A 25,377-nucleotide genomic window follows, 5' to 3' on the forward strand; every position below is an offset into this window, starting at 1 on the left:
ACACCTGTTACTCCTAAGCAGGTCATTTCAGGAGCGCTTTTAACGGAAACGAGATCCACTGCCTACGAAGACTTAACATCGAAGGCTCTCCTGAGATGTTTAGTCGCAGTTGGCAGTTAGCTCGTTGGAGTGTTGCGACGACCTGCGATGAATATACATTGCAAACTCACGTCCTGTAAACGATTGCCTCACTAAATCCCGCTTAAATTAATTACAGGCCAGGAGAATCCCCAGCCTGTGTTATATTTAATCGTATAAGTGACAGCGCACCTTATGCCCATTACCCATATCTTTCACCTCGGGTACCTGTGTCTTACAGATTTCCATGCATTTACGGCATCTGGTATGGAACTTACATCCCTTAGGCGGATTAGCCGGAGAAGGAATATTACCCTCCAGAATGATACGGTTTCTCTTCAGATCCGGATCTGGCATTGGAATTGCAGAGAACAAAGCCTCTGTATACGGATGAAGAGGATTTGCAAAAATATCTGCTGTAGTACCAGTCTCCACAAGACCTCCTAAGTACATAACACCGATGGTATCGGAAATATGCTCTACAACGGAAAGGTCATGAGAAATGAACAGATAAGTCAGATTTCTCTTCTCCTGAAGCTCCTTTAACAGGTTGATGATCTGTGCCTGTACAGAAACGTCAAGTGCAGAAACAGGCTCATCACACACAACAAACTCCGGATTCAATGCAAGCGCTCTCGCAATACAGATACGCTGTCTCTGTCCACCTGAAAACTCATGAGGATAACGATCCTTATGATAGGACTGAAGACCACAGTCATCCATAATCTTAGTTACATAATCTGCATACTCAGACTTCGGTACCAGATTGTGCTCTCTTACTGCCTCTCCAATAATCTCACCAACCGGAAGTCTTGGAGAAAGGGAAGAATAAGGATCCTGGAAAATGATCTGCATCTTAGTACGCATATCACGCATTTCCTTGCGGGAAAGACCATATACATCCTTTCCATTGAAAAGTACCTGTCCGTCTGTCTTTTCAATCAGTCTTAAGATGGTACGTCCTGTTGTGGATTTACCACATCCGGACTCTCCTACAAGACCCATTGTTGTTCCTCGTTTTAAAGTAAAGGAAACATCATCAACTGCCTTTACGGCACCAACCTGCTTACCGAACATTCCACCCTTGATCGGGAAATATTTCTTAAGATGGGATACCTCCAGAATGTTATCGGACTGCTTATTTTTATTCTCTGCTGTCTTATTCTCACTCATGAGCATTTCCCCCCTCTCCCGGATGAACAGTTGCCAGCCATCCTGCTTCTGGACGGTCAGCATAACGATAACAGCTTACTTCATGTGTCGGACTTAACTTCACAACCCCTGGATAGCTTCCCTGGCATTTATCACAGCTAAGCTCGCAGCGGTCGCGGAAGTAACAGTAATCCGGCATGTCAATTGGATTCGGAACCTTACCCGGAATACTGTAAAGCTTGTCAACCTTCTTACCAACAACCGGTTTGGAACGCATAAGTCCAATGGTATATGGATGAGACGGATGATTGAAAATCTCACTTGCTGTACCTTTCTCAACCACACGGCCGGCATACATAACAACTACATAGTCTGCCATTTCTGCGATAACACCAAGGTCGTGAGTAATCAGCATAATGGAAGAATTGATCTTATCTTTCAGATTACGCATCAAATCCAGAATCTGAGCCTGAATAGTAACATCAAGAGCTGTAGTTGGCTCATCTGCAATGATCAGTCTTGGATTACATGCAAGACCGATTGCGATGCATACACGCTGACGCATACCACCGGAAAGTTCATGGGGATACATCTTATAAACGCCCTCACTGTTGGCAATTCCAACCAGCTCCAGCATTTCAATGGTTCTTGCTTTTATCTGTTCCTTACTCATATCCGGATTGTGAAGCTTGGTAATCTCATCTACCTGCTCACCAATACGGAATACCGGATTCAGTGCAGTCATAGGCTCCTGGAAAATCATGGAAAGCTCATTTCCACGAAGCTTCTGCATCACACTTGTAGGAGTATTTACAATATTATAAGCCTTATCGCCTGTATTAAAACGGATTTCTCCTTCTACAGTCTGTCCCTGAGGACGTTGTACCAGCTGCATCAGAGAAAGGCTTGTTACAGATTTTCCGCAGCCGGATTCTCCAACGACACCAACTGTTTTTCCCTGTGGAATTTCAAAACTTACACCGTCAACAGCTTTAACAGTTCCGATATCTGTAAAGAAATAAGTATGAACATTGTCAAACTCAACTACGTTTTCCGGGTTCTTCATAGTAGTAATATATTCTGACTCCGGAATATTCTTTCTGTTTCTCTTCTTCTCTATCTCACTGGTGATTTTTCGATTCTCTTTGGAAATTCTTTTGGTTTCCTTAGCTGAGATATAGTTTGCGTTTTTCTTACCAAATAATGCCATATTCGCACCTACCGTTTCATTTTCGGGTCGAATGCGTCACGAAGACCATCACCCACAAAGTTAAAGCCAAGAACGGTCAGCAGGATTAAGAATCCGGCCGGGATCCATACGAACCAGAAGTTGGTCAATACGTATACATCATTTACCGCATTTACAATATTACCCCAGGAAGCGTATGGGAATTTAACACCGATTCCAAGGAAGCTAAGAGTTGCCTCCATCAGGATAACATCACCAAGTCCCATTGTTGCAATAACGATCAGCTGCGGAATAACGTTCGGAATCAGGTGACGGAAAATACGTCTTGAAATACGAACACCGGTAGCTTCTGTTGCAACCATAAATTCCTGCTCACGAAGAGACAGAATCTGTCCTCGAACCATTCGTGCAATTCCAGGCCATCCTACAATACCAAGGATCGCACAAAGTGCATAAATTCGAATTCGCGGATCAATCTTGTAATAATCCATAACGGAACCAATGATAATGTACAGCGGCATCGCCGGAATACAGATTACAACGTCAACCACACGCATAAGAATGGTGTCTACCCATCCTCCGAAATAACCGGAAATACCACCGATAAGAATACCGATAATACCCTCAATAATGATAACAACGAATCCGATCATAAGGGAAATACGTCCGCCATACATCAGCCTGGTCAACATATCCATACCATTTCCATCAGTTCCTGCCCAGTGCTTTTTGCTCGGAGCAGAATAGGTATCATTTACAGTAGTCGCTTTCTGGCTTCTTACAACATACTGTGTATTCTTAGTCTGAAGCTGATAGGTTTCTTCTTCACCAGCCTCATTAATAGCCGTAAAGGTAGTGGCTTTATCAGCAATTGCCTGCTCAACCGCCTCTTTAAAGGAAAGAGAAAGGAATACACCGTTTGCCTGAGGAGATACCAGAAGATTGGAAATAGTAGCGTAGACTTCTCCATCCTTTACAACCTCTGTGGATGTCTCTTCCTCTGTTGTATTCAGCTCATATTTAGTGCCATCATATTCAAATGAAGTCTCTCCGGCTTCAATTGCATCAAGCACTGCCTGCTTGAACTGGAAGCCAAGATCTGCATCCTTTGCTGCTGCGCTAAATACCTTCTTAGTTGCAAATGCAACCTCACCGGAAATAGTAATCTGGTTCTCACGTCCCGCTTTCTCAATGGTATAAGTAATGCCATCTACTTCAAATGTATTCTCATCATTTGCGACGGCCTCTTCATAGCCCTCTTTGATTTCGTCTGTTACTTCTGTGTTTCCAACCTGCTTATAGGTAGATTTACCTTTCAGGGTAAGAACTGTTGCTACTGATTCTGAAGAATAAATTGCCCAATAATCTTCACCCTTCTGCTCCAGTCCATAGGTTACATCATTTGCCTCAAAGGAATCATTTCCCTTGTTTGTGGCAAGAATAAATTTCTGCTGTCCCTGTGCAGGAAATTCATCACCATTTGCTGTTTCAAAAATATAAGATTTATTATAGGTAGCTCCTGCATAATCCTTCCATACATGGTCTGTTTTACGGAAGACCTGGCTCTCGCCGTAGGGACTTACCATACCGCCTATAAACGAAAATATAAACATTGTTACCAGAATTACAAGTCCTGCCACTGCCAGCTTATTGCGGAAGAATCTTTTCGCAACAAGCATTCCAGGGGAAAGGATTTTTACACGCTGCTCATCATCCAGTGCCTTGGAGGTACTGACATGATTGTCTTTTTTCTTTGTTGAATCTGTACTCATGTTTTTCCTCCTAATTTACTCGTACCCTTGGATCTGCCACAGCATAGAGAATATCTGCGATCAGATTGCCGGTTAATGTCAGAAACGCCAGGAATACCATATAGAACATGGTAAACGGAATATCTCCCTGAGTCAGTGCCTGATAGGATGTATATCCGATTCCCGGAATCTGGAACAGAGTCTCTGTGATCATCGCTCCACCAAACAGATTGGGAAGTGTACTTCCGAGAATAGTGATGATCGGGATCAGCGTATTACGGAAAGCATGATGGGAAACTACTTTTTTCTCTGAAACACCTTTCGCTCTGGCAGTGCGGATATAGTCTGCATTCAGAACCTCCAGCATATTAGTTCTTGTATAACGCATAAGGGAACCAACACTTACGATGGTCAGCGTAATGACAGGAAGAATCATGTGCTGTGCCATATCAAGCACCTTACCTACACTTCCGTAGGACTCATGCATACGGCTTACAATACCATACAGGTCAACCCATTTTAAATTAATAGAGAAAATCCATTTCAGAATAGTGGCAAAGAAAAAGGAAGGCAGGGAAATACCAATCAGTGCAAAAACGGTAACTGCATAATCGACCCTGCTATACTGTTTCGTTGCCGATATAATACCCAAAGGTATGGCAATAATTATTTCCAACAGGAATGCGGCCAATGCCAGCGCAAAGGAATACCAGATAACGCTGGAAAATTTCTTTGTTACAGGCTGATGGAAAATCCAGGATTCTCCAAACTCACCATGAATAGCTTTTCCGAGCCATACAAAATATCCTTCCAGGACCGGCTTATCCAGACCATACGAAGCATTCAGCTCAGCAACCAGCTCATCATAGGGCTTAGCACCCTGTTTCATTGACATGTCACGGGCTCTTCCTTCTACATAAGAAGTAGGAAGGGCTCTCTCAATTGAATAGATAATCATGGAAACGAAGAATAGGATCATCGCTCCCAAAAGTACACGACGTACAATAAACTTCTTCATTCTTAAATTTGTCCTTTCCAGTATCAGGCAAGAAATCTGACTTTTCGTTCTTACTGGCAGTGTGTCCTGCCGGTTCTGTCCGTCTGCCGATTACAGCCGGTATACTGTGCAGTCGCCTGGCCACATATCAACGGCCTTCTCTTTTACCGGGCACGGATTCTACCGTAACCCAAGGCATACTGCCAGTAAGGCAGTGGGTCCCCTTATCAAGGTGGACCCACTGCGCTAACAGGTCATTTTTCTTTTATACCTTTAGTTCATTTCGATATTAGTGATATCGTTATACCATGAATAGAATGTGGTAACGTCTTTTGTAAAGGTATCTGCATTGATACGCTCAGGGCTGTAAATAACGCAGTTCTGTCTCTGATAGATCGGAATCTCAACTGCCCAGTCAAGAATAATATCCAGGCACTGTTTGTAAACAGATTTTCTGTATTCCTGATCAGCTGTAGAACGGGCATCAATAATATCTTGATCCAGTGTTTCATCATTAATGTGGTAGTAATTGCTCTTTACACTTGCGCTGTGGTAAACCTGATACATATCAGGATCCACTGTTGCCTGCCATGCAGCTGCCCACATTTCTGCAGTACCTGCATTTAAAGCATCCCACATAATATTGGAGTCTGTAACATCGTTGATGTCAAGTGTAAATCCGATGGACTCAAGAGCTGCCTTTGCATCTGTAAGAATTGCAAAGCTTGGGTGATCTCCACTTCCATCAGCACCGATGATGATCTCATAGCTCATCTTTGCACCTTCCGGAGCTGCTGTTACTTTGCCGTTTTCTACAGTGTATCCGGCTGCCTCGAAGAAGCCAAGAGCTGCCTGTGTTGCTGCTGCAAACTTCTCATCATCTGTCATATCATCTGTGTAAAGCGGATTTCCATCAACATCTACAGAGTAAGCCACCTGATAATCTGCATCAGATTTCTGAGGAGCTGCCCAGGATGTATTGGAGATCGGATAGTTGATTACGGAAGCAGCATCTCCATAGTAAGAGTCAATTGCTACATCACGATATACAGCAAGTACAGTTGTAAGTGCTTTTCTTAAATTCTTGGAAGCATCAGATCCTGGCTCTCCGCCAACATTGATTGTGTTTGCGTTAAGACCAATGTATCCATATCCAAGGTTGTCTGTTGCGTTAACGATGATCTTATCACCGCTGAGTTCATCATTTCCGTTGATGCTCTTAATCTGATCAAATGCAGATTTGCTTCCGGATGGATCGGAAAGGTCGATTGTACCCTGCTCAACACCGGCAATCTTATCTGCATCGGAAGTCTCACGCCACTGGAGGTACTTAGTCTTAGGAGCACCCTTGTAGTAGTTCTCGTTTGCTTCCATGTATACAGTCTTGTTCTCATATTTCACAAATTTGTACGGACCTGCGCCAAGTGGCTGGTTGGATTTATCACGTACAGCAGAGAGGTCTCCTCTTGTGAAACCGAACTGGTTGTTATCATAATCATAGAGAGATGCATCTCCATAATAGTGCATTGGCTCAACGATTACACCAAGCTGATAAATTGTAGTTGCCTCGAAACCATCTGTGGTAACCTCAACCTCGTAATCACCAAGCTTCTTAATACCTTCGATATTAGCAACTTCCTCACCCTCACCTGCAGCAGTTTTCTGCTCTACCAGGTACTCGGAAGCGATTGTTGCTGCATCTTCATCGAAGAATGCTTCATCGCCATATGCAGCTGCAAGTGCAAGATAATCCTTGCCATACTGATCTGCGATTTCATTAATGATAGTATCCTGATCCTTGCCATCTACAGAATAGTTCTCATCTTTTGCGTAAAGCATTGCGAAGAACTCATCTCCGTTTGCAACGCCGTAATCATCTGCATAATCTTCCCATGCAGTCTGAGCCCACTCATACTCAGATGTAAGAAGCGGAACCATCAGCTCATCTTTCACTCTTGCAGCAACTTCATCTGGCATATCTGCAAGTGTATTCGCAACATCTTCATCTGTGATGGAATCTGCTGCTGTGGAATTCAGACGGTAATTTTTCATACCTTTGATATTGGTGGAATAGAATGTTGCATTTCCATCATAATCTGTATCAGAAAGTACATAATATGTGAAAATCAGGTCATCTGCGGTAAGAGGCTCACCGTCAGAAAATGTTACATCCTCACGAAGTTTGAAATTGTATACAGTCTCATCCTCGCCCTCTGTAACAGTTACATCGGAAAGTCCTGTGTAAGTATAATCCGTTCCGTTATACTCACGTGTCTCGCCTTCGATACCATTATAAATAATGGCACCTGTACGGTCACTTCCGAACAGATACTCACCTACATTCTCTGCGATCTGCTGATCCGGAACTGCCTCGTGGAATAATCCGCTGAATTTCTCGGAGAAGTTAGTCTGTCCAATAACAAGTGGTGTATCGGAAGAACCTCCCTCAGCCTCTTCAGCAAAAACAGGTACGCTCACTGTTGATGCTGCCATGACACCTGTTAATAACAGGGCCATTAACTTCTTCTTGCTCATATCTTATCCTCCTTTGATAAATTTTATTGTAACTATCCATTAAGGACAGCCACTGCTACAACCCCTCTGGTGTTGTTCTGCGCTCTTCTATTTTATCATGTTTTACTGCTTACGCAATAGTTAATGACTGGAATTTTGTCCATTTTTGTCAAAAACCGAAAAATTCTTATTCAAAAATTGTGAATTTCGCTTTAGTTCGACAACTTTGTACAGTAGCAACACTTCCCAGTGTTAAAGTTATAGCACTAACCACCTCGAATAATAGCTCCCTGGTTAACACAAGATCTGTGGGCTTCAAAAGTATCAGAATCAAGTCTGCCACACATGTAAAAAATGCAAATCCGACAATTGCGATGCTGCATCTTACCGGACGGCGTATTCCTTTTTCGTATTGTGCACGGGTCATATGGCCCACATGTTCCTCCGGAATCACCACCTGGGATGTCTGCCCTTTCCCCTCCTGATTTCTGCAAAAGAGGAGAAGGGACACCCCTCCCATGATTCCATAGGAAATGGGAAAAATCATCGTCACGAAAGGAATCAGCACCCAGAAAACACGGCTTCCTGCATTATTTATCATAAGTCCTGCCACATATACAATCATAGCCGCAATCATCAGACCTGTATAGCTCCATGCATATTGCTTCAGTTCCTTAGCCTCTGCTTTGGTGCTGTGCCATTTCCCGGTATATTCAAATTGTTTCCCGTTCTGACGGTAATCATTCCCATATTTCTTCACAAATACGCCTCACATTTCTTCTGGTTTCTCAGAAAATCTCAATTTGGTGCAGCGAAAATTAAGCATCTGCTATATTCACTGTACCAGCTTCTTATCAAGCTCAGTTACGATTTTCTGGATACAACCCTCTTCAAAAGGAACAGTAAGTCCGACCTGCTTCAGCATGGACGGATAAAAATCACTTGCAGAAAGCTCACAAAGCTTCATATATGCAGCCCATGTATCAGCCTGGTCTTTCTCCATACGAATCTTAAACTGGAATGCACAAAGCTGTGCAAGCACATAATCAATATAATAGAACGGCATCTCAAAGATGTGATGCTGTCTCTGCCAGTATGCGCCATCCTCCAGGAACTTGCAGCCTGTGCCATCCAGGTACGGACGGTACTCTTCCTCCAGCTTGTTCCATGCGTCGCGACGCTCCTTGGGGGTAAGCTCCGGATTGCCGTATACAATATGCTGGAATTCATCTACCATTGTTCCGTAAGGAATAAAGTCGATGGCATCCTCCAGATGCATCTTGCGGTAGTCATCCCCTCTTTCACCAAAGAACAGTTCGATCCATGGCTCTGCAAAAAATTCCATGGACATAGAGTGGATTTCTGCGGTCTCCATGGTCAGATAACGTGAATGGTCAGTAATCGGATCCTTACAGGAAACATAATTCTGGAATGCATGTCCACATTCATGTGTGATAACATCCACATCTCCGCTGGTTCCGTTAAAATTAGCAAAAATAAACGGTACACCATAATCCGGAAGTTCTGTCATATATCCGCCTGTAGCCTTATTTTTGCGGCCGAAAACATCAAACAGCTCATTCTCCATCATCATATTAAAGAAATCTCTTGTCTCATCGGACATCTCAGAATACATTTTACGTCCGCTTTCAAGAATTTCCTCCGGTGTTCCTGTAGGTGCCGGATCTCCCTGTGGGAAATATACCCCCATATCATAGTAACGAAGAGCCTCTACTCCAAGACGCGCCTGGCGATTCTTATGCATCTTCGCTGCAAGAGGTACAAACACGGTCTTAATCTGATCACGAAGCTTCTGAATGTCCTCTTTGGTGTAAGAATTACGGTTCATACGGCAATAGCCCATATCAATATAATTCTCAAATCCAAGCATCTGTGCCTGTTTGGTACGGTTCTTCACCATAAGGTCATAGATTTCGTCAATCTCCGGCTGATTCTTCTCGAAGAATTCAGAGAAAGCATCCCATGCCTTCTTACGTGTGTCACGGTCAGATGAACGCATATATTTGCGCATAAGGGAAAGGTTCAGTTCCTCACCTTCCCACATGATCTTCGCGGAAGCGATCAGCTTACTGTAGCGGGAAGCCAGTGCATTCTCCTCCTGCATCAGCGGGATCAGGCTCTCATTAAAGCTTTTCATTTCCAGCTCCATGGACTTAAAGGCTACCGGTCCGATCTTCTCTTCCATATACTGACGGTATGGTGTGGCAAAAAGCACCTTCGTATACTCATTTGTCACTGCGTTCAGCTCCGGAAGCTTCTCATCATAGTAACTCTTCTCACCATCATAAAATTCATCTGTCACATCTCCATCCCTGCGGATATGTGCAATTGTGTAAAGAGTTTTTACGTGATCCATCAGCTTATTAAATTCCTGATGGAGTTCAAACTGCTCTTCCCCGCTCTTTGCCTGGGAAGCTTTCTGGATGATTTCCTTTCCCTGAGCGATTACTGCCGGAAAATCAACGCGGCTGTAAGGCATTTCTGAAAACTTCATCTCGTTCCTCCTTTTTCACACGATAAAGTAATAATTGGGCAAATCTACTTTGTCCATACAATAAATGGGCGGACAAACTCTCTGAATCACATCTCCAGATTGCTGTCCGTCCATTGTCGCGTATCAATTACTATATCATATATATCACAAAATTAAAAGACTAAAAATTATTAAAAAAGGTTAAAATATACAACTGTTACTCGCCGATTCCCTCTTCACCCTCTTCTACCATTTCCATATCATCAATATTTTCGGCATCATCAGACTCTTCATCTCCATAGGTATCTGCTGTATATGGAACCTCTGTTACCTTTGCCTGCTCCATGAGAAGTCCGGTAACCTTGCTTTCATAAAGGGCATTCACAATGGTCTCTCTTTTATATAAGGCTTCAAAATCTGCTGCAGTTTCACCATAGTATGCAGCGTATTCTTTTACATAATCTACATATTCCTCTTCCGTAACCTCTACATTATTTGCCTGTACATATGCAGCAATAAACAGCCTGCGGTTTACAAGATTTTTGGCTTCTTCTTCAATATCGGACTCGGAAACGCCGAACATTTCCAGAACGTCGCTTACTTCCTCCCCATCTTCCATGAACATGGTGTAGCCGGAAAGCACTTCCTCCTTGCAGGATTCAAACAGGGCATCCGGATACTCGCCTGTAAACTCTGTTTTTGCCACGCAGGCCGTGATCAGCTCCTCTTCCGCATCATAGGTGCTCTGCTCGTCATAGCTCTGCTGCAGGTTTTCCTTTACGGCTGCTTCGTAGTCTGCCTTGGTGTCGTAGTCTGTGTTGTTCTTTACGTAATCGTCGTTGTACTCTGGCGTGTTGGATTTGGTGACATCCGTTACTTCTACTTTGAAGTCCACGGTTTTGCCCTGCCAGTCCTCCTGCCAGGTATCATCCCCGTATGTGACGGAAAAATCAAGCTGATCCCCAGCAGAAACGCCTGTCAGCTTCTCATCAAACTCAGCGCCGTATTCTTCCTGTCCGAGAATGATAAAGGTTTCTTCCTCATCCCCGGCCTCGCCGTCAACTGTAGCAGTTAAATTCATATATACAATATTGCCATCCTCAGAAGGTGCATTTGTAGACTCTTCCTCGCTGTAGCTCTCCAGTTCTTCCTGAATTTCCTCCTGCACCATGTCATCTGTGATCTCATAGGTGTACTTGGTCACTTCCACATCGCTGTAATCACCAATGGTAACGTAATCGGAAGCATTTTTCACAAGATAATCAGATGGAGTGATGGGATCCAGTGCTGTCTCTTCTGTATCATCCACGGCATCGATTTCCTCATTGCTCTCCAGATCCTGGGAAAATTCCGGGTCCAGCTCAGACAGCTCATCGTCATCCATAGATGCTGCTGCAGAATCGTCCTGGGCATCCTGTGTGTTCTGTGTATCTGTATTGTCTGTGGAAGCTTTCCCCCCGCATCCTGCCAGTACTACCATTGCTGCCAGGGCAGCAAGAACATATCTTTTCTTCATAATTTATATTCCTTTCTGATCTCATTTGCCTGTGTCAGTTAAAGATAATATAACATTTTTGCAATATTTTGTAAACATTTTTGAACGAGGACACCTTTTTTTCACAAACTGTTAACTCCTGACTTTCGCCTTCCTGCCACACATAATTCCATGGGTTTGTACATAAAAGAATCCCCCATGCAGATGCCAGAAACATCTGCACAGAGGATTTCCAAAAATCTCTTATCTTTCCTCTCGGAAGTAGGAAAGTCCCAGACTTTCCGGAGGCTGATTTTCTTTTTTCTTGCGGAAGCTTACCACGATCAGAACCACGATAGTAACCACATACGGAACCATCTGGATCAGATCGGTAATATAGCTTGCCACCTTAATTCCAAGAATACTCGGAAGGAACTGATACAGCCAGTAGAGCATTCCAAACAGGTAAGCACCCCAGATTGCATTCAGCGGCTTCCAAGTAGTGAAAATTACAAGCGCAACAGCCAGCCAGCCAAGAGCTTCAATCTGTCCTGTAGTTGCCCAGATTCCCTGGTTGTAATCCAGTACATAATACAGGCCGCCAATACCGGAAAGACCTGCACCAATACAGGTTGCCAGATATTTATACTTTGTAACATTAATACCTGCTGCATCTGCTGTTCCCGGATTTTCTCCTACTGCACGAAGATTCAGACCTACTCTTGTTTTGTTCAGTATATAGTGAAGTACAATGGCAATAATAATTGCCGCATACACCAGAAAGCCATAAGGAAATACCGTTTTACTGATAATTCCAAGCTTCGTTGACAGGAACGGAATCTTCTTTGAAAAAGATGCATAGGCAAGAGGTGCCGCTGTATAGCTTGCACCATTTAAAATAAATACACCGAAAAAGTTGGCAACACCCATACCAAAGGTTGTAAGAGCAAGACCGGTTACGTTCTGGTTTGCACGTAAGGTAATGGTCAGGAAGCTGAAGATCAGCCCACCGAGCATAGATGCCGCAATTGCTGCTGTAAGTGCCAGAAGCACACATATCCATCCTTTTGGGTCTGCAGCATTTTTCTCATAGAAATAAGAGCTGGCAAAGCCGGCAAAACCGCCAAGGTACATAATTCCCGGAACACCAAGATTCAGGTTTCCGGATTTCTCAGTAGTAATTTCTCCCATGGAGCCAAACATAATGATGGTTCCAAATGGAATTGCCCTGATGATCCACGCAATCAGATTACTCATTTAGTGCACCTCCTTTTTGGAACCCCGGAAGATCATCTTGTAATTAATAAAGAATTCACTTCCCAGAATAAAGAACAGGATAATTCCTTCGATAATACTTGCTGCATAATCATTCAGACTGTATGCAGAAGCAATTTCTGATGCGCCCTTGGAAAGGAAGATCAGCAAAAATGAAATCAATGCCATATAAAAAGTATTGAATTTTGCAAGCCATGCAACAATAATAGCAGTAAATCCGTTTCCACCGGCAGATGTGGTGGAAATTGTCTGATCTCTTCCGGCTACGATCAGGAATCCTACCAGACCGCAGATTGCACCGGAAATGATCATAGTACGGATGGTGACCCATTTTACGTTGATTCCGGCATATCTTGCAGTATTTTCGGATTCACCTACTACTGTGATCTCATAACCCTGTTTGGAATATTTCAGATAGAAAAACATCACAAACATCAGAATTACAACAATAAGAATATTGATGTTGTATCTCTGACCCATAAACTGCGGAAACCATCCGGCCTGTGTGGACATGTTCAGTTTTCCAAGACTGGAGGCCTTTCCTCTGAGAATGTTCGTCATACATGCAACAATACTTGTCGCAACGTAATTCATCATCAGGGTGAAAAGAGTCTCGTTGGTATTCCAATATGCTTTAAATACTGCCGGAATAAATCCCCAAAGACCGCCAGCGATCACACTTGTAAGAAACATTACCAGAAAAAGCACCGGTGTAGGAAGGCTTCCTCCGAATTTTACCATAATCATAGCTGTCGCAAGACCGCCTACAAGCACCTGACCTTCTGCACCAATATTCCAGAAGCGCATTTTAAACGCAGGCGCAAGGGCAATACCAATGCAAAGCAGGGTTACCAGATCTCGCATTGCCCAGGAAAAACGAATGCTTGTCATAAAGGTTCCGTTTAACATAACTCCGTATACAGACAGCGGATTTAATCCGGTTACACTATAAATAAAAATAGCATCTACGACCAGTGCCAGAATAATGGCAGCTGCCCGAACCCATACCTTATAGCCAAAGCTGCTTCTGTCACGCTTAATAATTCGGATCAAGGGCTCTTTTGTTTTTACTTCGCTCATTTATTTTCCCTCCTTCCGAAGATTTGTCATAAGAAGTCCCACTTCTTCCTTGGTAGTAGTTCTGGCATCCAGAATGCCGTTCTCCTTACCTCCGCAAAGCACAAGAATACGGTCGCACAAATCAATAAGAACGTCCAGATCTTCACCAACGTAGACAACTGCAACTCCTTCTTTTTTCTCTTCATCCAGAAGATTATAAATTGTGTAGGAGGTATTGATATCAAGACCTCTTACCGCATATGCAGTCATCAGTACAGTAGGTGCCTCTGCAATCTCACGGCCCACCAGAACCTTCTGCACATTTCCGCCGGACAGACGGGATACAGGAGTATTCAGGCTTGGAGTTACAACCTCCAGCTCCTCTTTTACCTTTTCTGCCATTTTTCTTGGAGTACGCATATCTGTAATCGGGGATGAGCCTTTTCCATAGCTTTTAAGAAGCATATTTCCGGTCATACCCATAGAGCCTACCAGTCCCATGCCAAGACGATCCTCCGGAACAAATGCAAGGTGAACGCCTGCATCGCGGATCTTTTTTGGTGTTTTACCAACCAGCTGAATAGGCTGATCTTCTTTGCCGCGCTCATAGAACTCAATGCTGCTTCCCTGCGCTGTGATCTGAAGTCCTGCAATGGCTTCCAGAAGCTCCTTCTGGCCATTTCCGGAAATACCTGCGATTCCCAGGACTTCTCCTCCGTAAACATCAAAGCTTACGTCATCCAGTATCTTGATTTCCTCGCGATTATATACAGTCAGATGAGATATTTCCAGACGTTTCACAGGATTCACAGGTGCGGAACGGGCAATGTTCAGTTCTACCTTTTTGCCTACCATCATCTCTGTCAGAGAATTCTCTGTAGCTTCACTGGTGTTTACTGTACCTATATATTCGCCTTTTCTGAGAATTGCAACCTGATCAGAAATCTCTAATACTTCATGAAGCTTGTGTGTGATGATAATAACAGATTTGTTATCTGCCTTCATATTACGGATTACTTCAAAGAGACGTTCTGTTTCCTGAGGTGTAAGCACTGCAGTAGGCTCATCCAGAATCAGGATGTTCGCGCCTCGGTAAAGTACCTTTACAATCTCCAGAGTCTGTTTCTGAGACACACTCATCTCATAGACCTTCTGGTTCAGATCCAGGTCAAAATGATATCTGTCACAAATAGCCTGTGCTTTTTTCCGAACCTCTTTCAGATCGAATTTCTGTTTTTTGTCAAGTCCAAGAGCAATATTTTCTGTGGCACTGAATACATCGATCAGCTTAAAATGCTGGTGGATCATACCGATTCCCAGATCATAAGCATCTTTTGGTGAGCGGATCTCGACTCTCTTCCCATCAACAAGGATTTCCCCTGAATCCGGAAAATAGATACCGGAGATCATATTCATAAGGGTAGTCTTACCGCTTCCGTTTTCTCCCAGGAGGGAGAGGATCTCGCCTTTTTTTACATCAAGGCTTACATTTTTGTTGGCAACAACTTTTCCAAATGTTTTGGTAACATTTTTTAACTGAATTGCATATTCCAAAGTGTTGTGCCTCCCTTCCCTTTTTCATTAAGAAAAGGGGAGCCATTTTTACAGCTCCCCTTTTGGATTCATCTAATTCTTAGCTGTCAGAAACAGCATTTCACAAAAGATCTGTCAGTTATTCAACTGCCTCTGCATCCTCTGTGATTCCGTCAATACGAAGTGTAAAGTATGGAGCACTTCTGAATGTGGACTCTGCAAAATGTCCGTCCTGAATTGCCTCAACTGTCTCGCCCTGGTATACAACAGTTGCAGGATCAGTTGTGTAATCCATGAAGGAAAGATCAACCGGTGCAGAAGTAACCTCTTCGCCGCCAACAGTAAATGTAGAAGTATCAAATACCTGAAGAGAACCATCTTTAAGCTTGCTCTCAATGTCAGCAACATAATCTGCTGTACCTTCTGCGCAGGACTCACCAAGCTCTGTAATACCTACTGCATCATCATTATATCCTGCAGACCAATCCTGCTCAAGATCACCGCCGCCCATTACAGTTGCAATAGCATGTTTGTAATATACAGCCCAGTTATTGGTTGCAGAAGTAAGTGCTGCTGTAGGAGCAGTTGCGATCATATCAATGTTGTATCCTACAGAGTAGCAGATCTTTCCATCATCATGAAGCTTCTGTGTAGCTGCAGGAGCACCTGTGGAGTCTGCATGCTGTCCAATGATAACACTGCCGTTTGCAATAAGTGCCTCAGCTGCTGCACCCTCTTTGTCAATATCAAACCAGGAGTTTGTGTACTTAACTTCCATTACAACATTCGGAACTACGCTCTTAACACCAAGGTAGAATGCAGTGTAGCCTGAAACAACCTCTGCATAGCTGAAAGCTCCAACATAACCAATCTTAACATTGCCATCTGCGTCAAAGCTGTCTGGCTGAGTTTCAGCTGTAAGAGTACCATCTTCCATAATCTCTTTCAGCTTCAGACCAGCTACAACACCGGATACATAACGGGATTCATAAATGTTTGTGAATGCGTTCTTGAAGTTCTCAAGACCGCTGATTGCTGCAAAATCACCTGTCATAGAAACGAAGGTTACATCTGGATACTCCTGTGCAGCCTGTACCAGATAAGTCTGATGTCCGTAGCTGTTTCCGATTACCAGTGAGCATCCCTGTCCAACAAGGTCAATTGCTGCGTCATAACAGCTGGAGTCTTCCGGAACTTTATATTTCCAGATGATCTGGCTGTCATCAAGTCCAAGCTCTGCAGCAGCTTCCTTAACGCCTGCAATATGAGCTGCAGAATATCCTTCTGTCTCATCACCTACAAGGATAACGCCCATTTTGAAGTTCGGGTCAGCTTCTACATTGTCTTCGTCAGCGGCATAAACAACAGAAGCGAAGGCAGTCATTGTGAGTACCATCACTGCTGCAAGAAGAAGGCTGACAACTTTTTTACACATTTTGTTCATTTTACTTCCTCCTTGATATTTTTATTTGCTTTCATTTTTTTTTTTTTCTAATTAGATGTCAACCTTTTGCAACTAATTTAAAAAATTTTTTTGAACAAATTATAAATTTTTTTGGATTTTTTTATAAACGCACCTGGTCGCTTTTTTTATTTTCCAGACGAAAGGCTCTTGGCGTTACATGATAGCGTTCTTTAAACACCCGGTGAAAATAACTGTTATTCTCATACCCAACTGCTGCGATCACATCACTGATGGGAAGATCTGTATCGCACATCAGTTCCACCGCCTTGCTGAGTCGTTTTCTCTGCAGCAGCTCTTTAAAATTATAGCCCGTAGTTTTCTTGATCATTTTACTAAGCACATGCATAGGAAGGTGAAGCATTTCGCAAAGCTCAGTAAGGGTAGCAGTGCGGTATTTCTGCTCAATATAATCCAGCGTAGTCATGGAAATCATATTCTCATACTGATTTGGCAGACGCATTTCCACACACTGCACAGAGTCCAGAAGATAAAGGAAAATAAGCCCCATTGTGGTCTGATTGATCCGATTCTGGTTTCCCCGGCCTGTCACAAGGGAATAAATCATATTCTCCAGAAGATTCTGGATCTGCAGCACCTCTGACACCTTAAAATGAAGGTATTCTCCTCGCTGGTTATCTCGGCGGAGCACATTCACCAGAAAATTCGCCAGCACATTGTTGTTGCCCGCCATCGTATATGCCACATCAAAAAATTCCGGAAGAATCATAAAATTAATCGCAATGTCATTTCTTTTTGCTGCCAGGATTTCATGATGGGTGAACTGATTCAGAAAAAGAAGTTCCCCTTTTCGCACAATTACCTGTTTTCCATCTATAATATTGGTAAGGGATCCCTCACAGACATAAAGAACCTCCACATAATTATGCCGATGGAGAGGAAAATGAATAAATCGTGTGTGGGTACGCACCGCGATCAGCTTTCCCTCCTCCAGCATCTTGCTGCTGTCAACAGTAAAATCCTTTCCTGATGTATAAAGGTCTCTATCTACTTCAGCCTCTCCGTTCAGGATCCGTTTCTCTTCTTCTGTAATTTCCCTAAGCTTTTCCAAAAGTTCTTTTTGCACAGGGTACCTCCTGACTGTATTCTAAAACGTTCAACGCAAAAGTCCGTTTTTCCCATTATACAGTCAAAAAGAAGCCAGTGTCAAAAAATCTTTTCGCACTGGCTTCTTATTTTCAGGAGAGGATTGGTCTCCTGCATCTTATTTCATTTTTTATTTGCTTCGTTTCAGTATTCTGGTTTCCAGAGGCGCAAGAACTTCCTTCTCTGTTCCGTAGAGCACTTCATAACCAGCCGGAACCGGGACTGCTTTTGGCTCTCTTGCAAAGTTCTGGATAAACAGATACTGGTATGCTTCATTTTCACGCAGGGTAACGGAAACGCCTGCTGGAACGAATTCCAGAGGAGCCTGTACACCCGCTTCTTTTACAGTGCGTCCGTAGAAGTCTTCATAGAAGGCCTGCTCCATATCCGCGCATACATAGTATACGTGACCCTTTCCATATGCCTTGTGTGTCAGAACTGGTCTGCCTGCGTAGAAATCTTTGCCGTAGCGCATCAGCACTTCGGCATCAGAAACCTTCACAAGCTCACACAGATTTTTGCAGGTGTAAGTACCTGTTATTCCAAGGTGATTGCCGTTTTCCGGGATGCCGAAATTCTCTTCCCAGTCATAAAGGGCGTCAATTTCTTCTGTGCGAAGGCCTACTGCCTCCATCAGACCGTAAGGAGTTCCCCCAAGTAAACACTTATCTGTGCCGTCCACAAGTCCGGACCAGTAGGTAAGCACCAGCGTTCCGCCGTTTTCAGCAAATGTACGCAGCTGCTTCTCGTAGCCATCCAGGAACATATAAGCCATCGGCGCTGCCACGATCTTGTAATCAGAAAGGTCGTGCTCCATGGAAATCACATCCACATTCAGACCCTGCTCCCGCAGTGCACGGTACTGCTTCTGTACTGCTTCTGTATAAAACATATTCTCGTTTCTCGGACCCTGTACATCCTGTATTGCCCAGTTGTTCTCTCTGTCGTAAAGGACAGCCGCCGGAGCCTTCATCTGGCTGCCGCATACTTCCTGAAGCTTCACAAGTGCCTCGCCTACTTCTGTCACTTCTTTAAACACACGGGTATCATCACCGCCGTAGTGGTCGATCACAGCCCCATGGAATTTCTCAGAAGCACCCTGGCTCTGATGCAGCTGGAAGTACAGCACACTGTCAGATCCATGAGCCACAGCCTGCAAAGAGGCTGCCAGCATCATGCCTGGCTTTTTCAGCTTATTGATAGGCTTCCAGTTGGTAGCGGAGGGGCAGGATTCCATAAGAAGGAAGGGCTGCTTCTTGATGCTGCGCATAAGGTCATGCTGCATGCCTGCATCAATGGCAGTAAGATATTCCTCTTTTTTGTGCCAGCCCGGGTAGTTGTCCCAGGACACAACATCCAGAACGTCACGGAATTTCTTATAATCCAGTCCATTGTAATCGTACATCAGATTGGCTGTTACCGGAAGCTCTGAACCGCCTTCACGGATTGCAGATATCTCTTCTTTGATAAAGTCGAGGGTGCGGTCTGTGACAAAGCGTTTCCAGTCCAGATTCAGGGCATGCAAAGCATCCTCTCCTTTGGGTGATGGCGCCTCAATCTGGTCAAAGCTGTTGTAAGTATGGCTCCAGAAAGTGGTGCACCAACTGGAATTCAGCTTCTCAATGGTTCCGTATTTCTCCTTCAGCCATTCCCGGAATTTCTGCTGACACAGCGGGCAGTAGCACTCTCCGCCGAATTCATTGGAAATATGCCACAGGATCACCCCTGGATGGCTGCCAAGTCTCTGGGAAAGCAGCTTATCTATTGCATGAACCTTCTCCCTGTATACAGGGGAGGTGTAGCAGTGATTATGCCTGCCTCCAAAAAATCTTCTGGTACGGTCCGGATCCATGCGAAGGACTTCCGGGTATTTGTCTGCCATCCACTTTGGCCTTGCACCGGATGGTGTGGCAAGGATGGTATAGATTCCCTCTTTGTATAAATTATCAATGATCTGCTCCAGCCAGTCCAGATTGTATTTTCCCTCTTCCGGTTCCAGCACAGCCCAGGAAAAAATCCCTACAGACACAGTATTGATATGGGCTTCTTTGAAATATTCAATATCTTTCTGCAAAATATCCGGACGATCCAGCCACTGTTCCGGATTGTAATCACCACCATGTAAAAAATGGCCGTATTCTATTTTTTTTGCCATCGCCATCTCCCTCTCAGATCCCCTTAAATACAAATGAGAATTCCATTGGCTTACCTGCATCCAGCAGATATTCTTCATGAGTACGTGCGCCCCAGCTGTCATCTCCTCCGATTCCCATCTGGCCTTTTGCCACACGGACTACGGTGTAGTGAACTTCCGGAAGCTCGTAAGGATGCATTGCATTTTCCATTTCATGCGGGGTATAGGGAAGGGCTGAGAACATCATCGGGCCGTTTTCCTGATCCATCTCAAAGAGCATTCCCCTGCCCTTGCGGTCTGTGATCTTCGCCCATCTTACCTCTTCCTTGGAGCCGCACTCCTGGGGAACCATATATCTTGCAATATTATCTTTTACCAGGTTGCTGTAGATGCCAAGCTTAGCACCTTTCTTGCGGTCTGCGTAGGTCTCTGCCTCTCCAAGTCCGTACCAGCTTACATGGTCATAATCTGCATTAAACTTGAAGATCACACCGAACTCCGGCATGTCGCCAAGCTCCTTCACAGGATCATAGGAAAGGGTAGTGCGTACTCTTCCGTCTCCGTAAACCTCGTAAGCAAGAGTGCACTCTGCCGCCGGGGTTGTAGGAAGGAAATAGGTGTAGGATACTTTTACAGAATGTTCCTTCTCTTCCACCTTGGGTTCATTTCCCGGTCCGTAGGCTGCGCCTCTGTATTCCTTGTGGTTTACATACATGCTGGCAATTTTCCACTGTGCGTAGCGCATTGCCATCAGATTTCCACAGTCATTGTCTGTTGGCGCACGCCAGAAGTTAGGCTTCGGAATTGCCTCGATCATTTCTTTACCTGCGTATTTATAGGATACCAGTCCGCCGTTGAGTACGGAGAAAAGTACTTCAAACTCTGCACCTCTGACACCGATGTTGTGGATGCTGTGAATGACCTGAAGAGGTGCTGTGCATGGCTTCACAGGTGCTTCTACTTTGTATACGTACTGGCCGAAGGCTACCTCGTGACCAGCCTTTGCCCATGGCTTATCCTCTTTCAGATGGAAGGATACGGTTACGGTATACTCGCCTGCTTTTTCCTCTTTCTTAAATGGAAGGGCATATTCTTTCTGGCTTAAAGGCTCTACTGCAGTCTCCATGACAGCTGTACGCACAACCTTTCCATCTTTCTGAAGCGTTGCCTTGCAGTCAAAGATATTGGTATTTACAAACAGGTTCTTGTTGATAACCTTCACGGTTTCTTCTGTTACCTGTGCCGTAATGTTCTGGTAATTAAACTTCACTTCCTGCATCTTCGGAGACGCATCACGGCTGCCGCCGTAGGCAATTCCGTTGCCGCTGAAATTATAGTCAGTAGGACGCTCACCGAAGTCTCCGCCGTAGGCCTGGAATTCTTTGCCGTAACGGTCTTTTTTGTAAATGGACTGGTCAATATAGTCCCAGATGAAACCACCCTGGTATTTCGGCTCGGTGTCGGTAAGGTCTGTATATTTATGCATGGCTCCGCAGGAATTTCCCATTGCGTGGGTGTATTCACAGCAGATAAATGGCTTGGAATCATCCTTTGCAAGGAAGTCCTTGATTGCCTCTACGGACGGATACATCTGGCTTTCCATATCGCTGGTGGCATTGTATCTGCGGTCATGGCAAACCCCTTCGTAATGTACCAGACGGGTAGGATCTGTGTTTCGGAAAAACTGGGACATTTCAAAAATGTCCTTGCCGCCGAAGGACTCATTTCCGCAGGACCAGATGAGAATTGCCGCATGGTTCTTGTCTCTCTGGTACATGGAATTGGCACGATCCAGCATCATAGCCTGCCACTCCGGCTTGTCGTGAGGAACTACATAGGTATAGTCCTTAGTAAATTCTGCCACATCCCAGGAGCCATGGCTCTCCAGGTTAGTCTCGTCGATCATGTAAATGCCGAACTCATCGCAAAGCCGGTAGATCATAGATGCGTCCGGGTAATGGCAGGTACGGATGGCATTGATATTGTTCTGCTTCATGGTAGTCAGATCCTTACGAAGCTCTGCCTCAGATACGCATCTTCCTGTGACGGAGCTGAACTCATGGCGGTTCACGCCTTTGAATACAATTCGCTTGCCGTTTAAGGTCATGATTCCGTCTTTCATTTCGAAGCGGCGGAAACCGATTTTCTGCGGGATGACTTCCTGAAGAGTACCGTTTTCATCGGAAACTTCCAGAACCAAATCGTAAAGCTGGGGATCTTCTGCACTCCAGAGAATGGGATTCTCTACGGTCCATGTGAAAATGTCCAAAGAATCAGCCTGTGCAGCTGCACCTTTGCCGTCATCATTGTTCTTTGCATCTGCATCCATATTCCTGCTGCCTGATTCTGCTGCCACCGCTCCCAGACTCTTACTGTCTTCCAGCACCGTCTGTCCGTCTTTTGAAAGAACAATATGTACGCTTCCTTTTCCCCATGCAATTGTTTTAATCTCAAATTCTGCCTTCTTTAATGTCTCATCTGGAATCGCGCGAATCTGCAGATCATACACATGTACATCCGGCACCGTATAAAGATAAACCTCTCTGTAAATGCCAGAGAAACGGTAGAAATCCTGATCCTCGCACCAGCTGCTTGCTGTCCACTTAAACACCTGGGCTGCCAGCTTGTTTTCCCCACCTTTCACATAATCAGTGAGTTCAAATTCGGACGGGGTGAAAGAATCCTCGCTGTATCCCACAAACTTTCCATTCAGCCACAGGGCAATTCCGCTCTCTGCGCCCTGGAAGGAAATGAAAAGACGTTTTCCTTTCATCTGCTCCGGCACTTCGAAATATTTCACATAGCTTGCCACTGGATTGAAATGCTCCGGGATTTCTCCAGGATGGATGTCTTCATGGCCTTCCCATGGGTACTGCACGTTGGCATACTGGGGAGCGTCGTAGCCTTCCATCTGAATGTGTGCAGGTACGCGGATATCATCCCAGTCCCTGCAGGAATACTCTTCCTTTTCAAAGCCCTTTACTGTACTTTCATAGTTGCGGGCATAATGGAATTTCCAGATGCCGTTCAGGCTGTGGCGAAAAGAAGTCTCCTCCAGAGAAGCTTCCTCTGGATTGGCGTAACTGATGTGGTCGGAATGGGCATCCATTCTTCCGTCCTTAAAATATTCCGGATTCTTTACTAATGAATAATCAAATTCCTTCATATACGATCCTTTCTGTTTCTTCAATAAAAATTTCTAAGTTCCTATTATACTCACATAAGAGTTTATTTCCATGAAATTTATTAAGATAAATATATAAATATTTGCGCTTATTCAACAAAAGGGCGCCGCAGACAAATCGCAGCACCCTCTCATTTTCCAAACTTATTTTACCGCACCGGTAATACCTTCTGCAAACTGTTTCTGCAGTACGAAGAATACAACCATAGTCGGAATGGAACAGAATAATACGCCGCACATCAGCATACCGTAATCCGTCACATAACCTGTGATCAGGTTGGCGATCAGCATCGGCATTGTGATGGCTTTGTTATCTGTCATAATTACCTTCGGCCATAAGTATGCATTCCAGGCATTCATAAAGGTAATAACAGCGGCTGCTGCGTAGGTTGATTTCATGGTTGGAATAAACATCTGGAAGAAGATCCGGACTTCACTTAATCCGTCAATACGTGCAGCTTCGATAATATCTACTGGGAATGCACGGGCATTCTGTCGGAACATCATGATCATAAACGGTGTGGAAATGATCGGAAGGATGAAACCGATGGAGGTATTCAGAAGCTTTGCCTTTGAAAACATCTTGAATAACGGAACCATTGTAGCAACCTGGGGAACCATCATGGCAAGAAGCAGAATGGAAAACAGTCTGTCTTTTCCTTTGTCATGATAAACTTCAAATCCGTATCCTGCGATGGAGCAGATCAGAAGGCAGATCACAGTGGTCAGGATCGCATACAGGAAAGAGTTTCCAAGCGCTCTCCAAAGGGGCTGCTGTGAAGTCAGATTGTTAAAGTTCTCCATAAAATGACTTCCCGGAATAATGCGTCCTCGTGATACATCTGTGGAAGTATTGGTAGCTGCGGAAATCATCCAGTACAGCGGGAATACGGAGAAAAATGATACAATGATCAGAAAAATATATGTAGGAATCAGTCTTCTCTGGATTGCAGATTTGTTTTTCTTAGTCACGAGTATCACCTACTTTCAAGTTGATAAATGCCAGAATCGCTACCATGATAAAGATAATAAAGGACATTGCTGCTGCATATCCAAAGTTCGGCACGTTGACAAAACAGGTATTGTAAACATAATGTGACATTGTAATGGTACTGTTTGCAGGACCGCCCTTTGTCAGGTTCATAGACTCATCGAACAGCTGTAAGGTACCGTTGATGGACATAATGAATGTCATGATAATGGTTGGCTTCAAAAGCGGTACTGTAATTTTCCAGAAGGTTTTCCATCCGTTTGCACCGTCGATCTTGGCTGCCTCGTATACAGAATATTCAATGTTCTGAAGACCTGCCAGGTAGAATACCATGTTGTATCCGGTCCATCTCCAGATCAGCGCGATAATGATTACGATCTTTGCGCTGGTAGCGTTTCCAAGGAAGTTATATCCTGAGGACAGGATTCCCAGTTTCATCAGAACACTGTTGATCAGACCGTCTGTTGCAAACATAGAACGGAAGATCAAAGAATAGGAAACCAGTGAAGTAGCACATGGCAGGAATACACATGTACGGAAAAATCCCTTGAACTTCAAATCCTTGTTGTTCAGAAGCTGTGCAAGCAGGATTGCCAGCACCAGCATGATCGGAACCTGAATGATCAGATACAGGAATGTGTTTGCAATGGACTGCTGGAATACTTTATCTGCAAGAATACGTTTGTAGTTGCTGAAGATCGGATCTGCAAAACGCATATTTGCGCCGGCACCAGTCTGCAGGGAAATGATGAATGCACGAATCATGGGATAAAAGCTCATGATTGCGATCATAATAGAAGCGGGTGCCAGGAAGATCCATCCGGCTGCCTTCTGCTTGGTAGCCAGGGTCATACCTTTTCTCTTGGAATTCACAGGAACTCCTCCTTTCAAGTCATGTGTACCGACAAATGATCTGGGAAAATTTGCCGCTGCACTTTCATTTAATGCCCATATTTTAGTATAGAAAACGGAGGACCACTTAG

Annotated in this window: 17 protein-coding genes; all 17 read right to left on the bottom strand. The window is 44.3% G+C overall.

Annotated features, from left to right (window positions below):
• Window positions 1-246: 246 nt before the first annotated feature.
• Window positions 247-1,251, bottom strand: a complete 1,005-nt coding sequence (locus tag OCV70_RS00945) for an ABC transporter ATP-binding protein (RefSeq protein ID WP_173767287.1) — start codon at window positions 1,249-1,251, stop codon at window positions 247-249.
• Window positions 1,244-2,440 (bottom strand): ABC transporter ATP-binding protein, encoded by a 1,197-nt coding sequence (locus OCV70_RS00950; RefSeq protein WP_173767285.1) that lies wholly within the window; start codon window positions 2,438-2,440, stop codon window positions 1,244-1,246. Before OCV70_RS00950 ends, OCV70_RS00945 begins: the two co-directional genes overlap by 8 nt.
• An 8-nt stretch (window positions 2,441-2,448) precedes the next feature.
• A complete protein-coding gene (locus tag OCV70_RS00955) occupies window positions 2,449-4,191 on the bottom strand; it encodes an ABC transporter permease (RefSeq protein WP_243176586.1) in 1,743 nt (580 codons plus the stop codon).
• Between the two features lie 10 nt (window positions 4,192-4,201).
• Window positions 4,202-5,188, bottom strand: coding sequence for an ABC transporter permease (locus OCV70_RS00960; protein WP_173767283.1), 987 nt, complete (start codon window positions 5,186-5,188; stop codon window positions 4,202-4,204).
• Between the two features lie 252 nt (window positions 5,189-5,440).
• Window positions 5,441-7,702 carry an ABC transporter substrate-binding protein gene (locus tag OCV70_RS00965; protein ID WP_173767281.1) on the bottom strand — a complete coding sequence of 754 codons (2,262 nt, stop codon included), beginning with the start codon at window positions 7,700-7,702 and terminating at the stop codon, window positions 5,441-5,443.
• 166 nt (window positions 7,703-7,868) lie between these two features.
• A complete protein-coding gene (locus tag OCV70_RS00970) occupies window positions 7,869-8,441 on the bottom strand; it encodes a hypothetical protein (protein WP_262579004.1) in 573 nt (190 codons plus the stop codon).
• Between the two features lie 75 nt (window positions 8,442-8,516).
• Window positions 8,517-10,196, bottom strand: coding sequence for a M3 family oligoendopeptidase (locus OCV70_RS00975; protein WP_173767279.1), 1,680 nt, complete (start codon window positions 10,194-10,196; stop codon window positions 8,517-8,519).
• A 196-nt stretch (window positions 10,197-10,392) separates the two neighbouring features.
• Window positions 10,393-11,691: a trigger factor gene (locus tag OCV70_RS00980; RefSeq protein WP_173767277.1), complete on the bottom strand. Its 1,299-nt coding sequence runs from the start codon at window positions 11,689-11,691 to the stop codon at window positions 10,393-10,395.
• A gap of 222 nt (window positions 11,692-11,913) precedes the next feature.
• Window positions 11,914-12,906: an ABC transporter permease gene (locus tag OCV70_RS00985; RefSeq protein ID WP_021925727.1), complete on the bottom strand. Its 993-nt coding sequence runs from the start codon at window positions 12,904-12,906 to the stop codon at window positions 11,914-11,916.
• Window positions 12,907-14,004: an ABC transporter permease gene (locus OCV70_RS00990; RefSeq protein ID WP_021925726.1), complete on the bottom strand. Its 1,098-nt coding sequence runs from the start codon at window positions 14,002-14,004 to the stop codon at window positions 12,907-12,909.
• Window positions 14,005-15,537 (bottom strand): ABC transporter ATP-binding protein, encoded by a 1,533-nt coding sequence (locus OCV70_RS00995; protein ID WP_117850666.1) that lies wholly within the window; start codon window positions 15,535-15,537, stop codon window positions 14,005-14,007.
• Between the two features lie 118 nt (window positions 15,538-15,655).
• Window positions 15,656-16,960, bottom strand: a complete 1,305-nt coding sequence (locus tag OCV70_RS01000) for a BMP family ABC transporter substrate-binding protein (RefSeq protein WP_244096248.1) — start codon at window positions 16,958-16,960, stop codon at window positions 15,656-15,658.
• 121 nt (window positions 16,961-17,081) lie between these two features.
• Complete coding sequence (locus OCV70_RS01005; protein ID WP_117850671.1) at window positions 17,082-18,065, bottom strand: AraC family transcriptional regulator; 984 nt, start codon at window positions 18,063-18,065, stop codon at window positions 17,082-17,084.
• 150 nt (window positions 18,066-18,215) lie between these two features.
• Window positions 18,216-20,240, bottom strand: a complete 2,025-nt coding sequence (locus OCV70_RS01010; protein WP_173767273.1) for a beta-galactosidase — start codon at window positions 20,238-20,240, stop codon at window positions 18,216-18,218.
• Between the two features lie 13 nt (window positions 20,241-20,253).
• The gene (gene lacZ, locus OCV70_RS01015) at window positions 20,254-23,385 is read right to left on the bottom strand and encodes a beta-galactosidase, LacZ type (RefSeq protein WP_173767271.1); all 3,132 of its coding nucleotides are present in this window, start codon (window positions 23,383-23,385) and stop codon (window positions 20,254-20,256) included.
• A 162-nt stretch (window positions 23,386-23,547) separates the two neighbouring features.
• Window positions 23,548-24,375 carry a carbohydrate ABC transporter permease gene (locus OCV70_RS01020; RefSeq protein ID WP_021925720.1) on the bottom strand — a complete coding sequence of 276 codons (828 nt, stop codon included), beginning with the start codon at window positions 24,373-24,375 and terminating at the stop codon, window positions 23,548-23,550.
• Window positions 24,368-25,267, bottom strand: coding sequence for a carbohydrate ABC transporter permease (locus tag OCV70_RS01025; RefSeq protein ID WP_173767269.1), 900 nt, complete (start codon window positions 25,265-25,267; stop codon window positions 24,368-24,370). The genes OCV70_RS01020 and OCV70_RS01025 overlap by 8 nt, the downstream gene beginning before the upstream one ends.
• Window positions 25,268-25,377 lie beyond the last annotated feature (110 nt).

It is taken from the genome of Blautia acetigignens, from assembly GCF_025566865.1.
Classification (GTDB): Bacteria; Bacillota; Clostridia; order Lachnospirales; family Lachnospiraceae; genus Blautia_A; species Blautia_A acetigignens.

What these genes read in the sequence shown, in the direction of transcription:
- OCV70_RS00990 (WP_021925726.1), bottom strand. Translation starts at nt 14,004, where the DNA reads ATGAGCGAAGTAAAAACAAAAGAGCCCTTGATCCGAATTATTAAGCGT.
- OCV70_RS01010 (WP_173767273.1), bottom strand. Translation starts at nt 20,240, where the DNA reads ATGGCAAAAAAAATAGAATACGGCCATTTTTTACATGGTGGTGATTAC.
- OCV70_RS00960 (WP_173767283.1), bottom strand. Translation starts at nt 5,188, where the DNA reads ATGAAGAAGTTTATTGTACGTCGTGTACTTTTGGGAGCGATGATCCTA.
- OCV70_RS00975 (WP_173767279.1), bottom strand. Translation starts at nt 10,196, where the DNA reads ATGAAGTTTTCAGAAATGCCTTACAGCCGCGTTGATTTTCCGGCAGTA.
- OCV70_RS00945 (WP_173767287.1), bottom strand. Translation starts at nt 1,251, where the DNA reads ATGAGTGAGAATAAGACAGCAGAGAATAAAAATAAGCAGTCCGATAAC.
- OCV70_RS00950 (WP_173767285.1), bottom strand. Translation starts at nt 2,440, where the DNA reads ATGGCATTATTTGGTAAGAAAAACGCAAACTATATCTCAGCTAAGGAA.
- OCV70_RS00955 (WP_243176586.1), bottom strand. Translation starts at nt 4,191, where the DNA reads ATGAGTACAGATTCAACAAAGAAAAAAGACAATCATGTCAGTACCTCC.
- OCV70_RS00980 (WP_173767277.1), bottom strand. Translation starts at nt 11,691, where the DNA reads ATGAAGAAAAGATATGTTCTTGCTGCCCTGGCAGCAATGGTAGTACTG.
- OCV70_RS01000 (WP_244096248.1), bottom strand. Translation starts at nt 16,960, where the DNA reads ATGAACAAAATGTGTAAAAAAGTTGTCAGCCTTCTTCTTGCAGCAGTG.
- OCV70_RS00965 (WP_173767281.1), bottom strand. Translation starts at nt 7,702, where the DNA reads ATGAGCAAGAAGAAGTTAATGGCCCTGTTATTAACAGGTGTCATGGCA.
- lacZ (WP_173767271.1), bottom strand. Translation starts at nt 23,385, where the DNA reads ATGAAGGAATTTGATTATTCATTAGTAAAGAATCCGGAATATTTTAAG.
- OCV70_RS00985 (WP_021925727.1), bottom strand. Translation starts at nt 12,906, where the DNA reads ATGAGTAATCTGATTGCGTGGATCATCAGGGCAATTCCATTTGGAACC.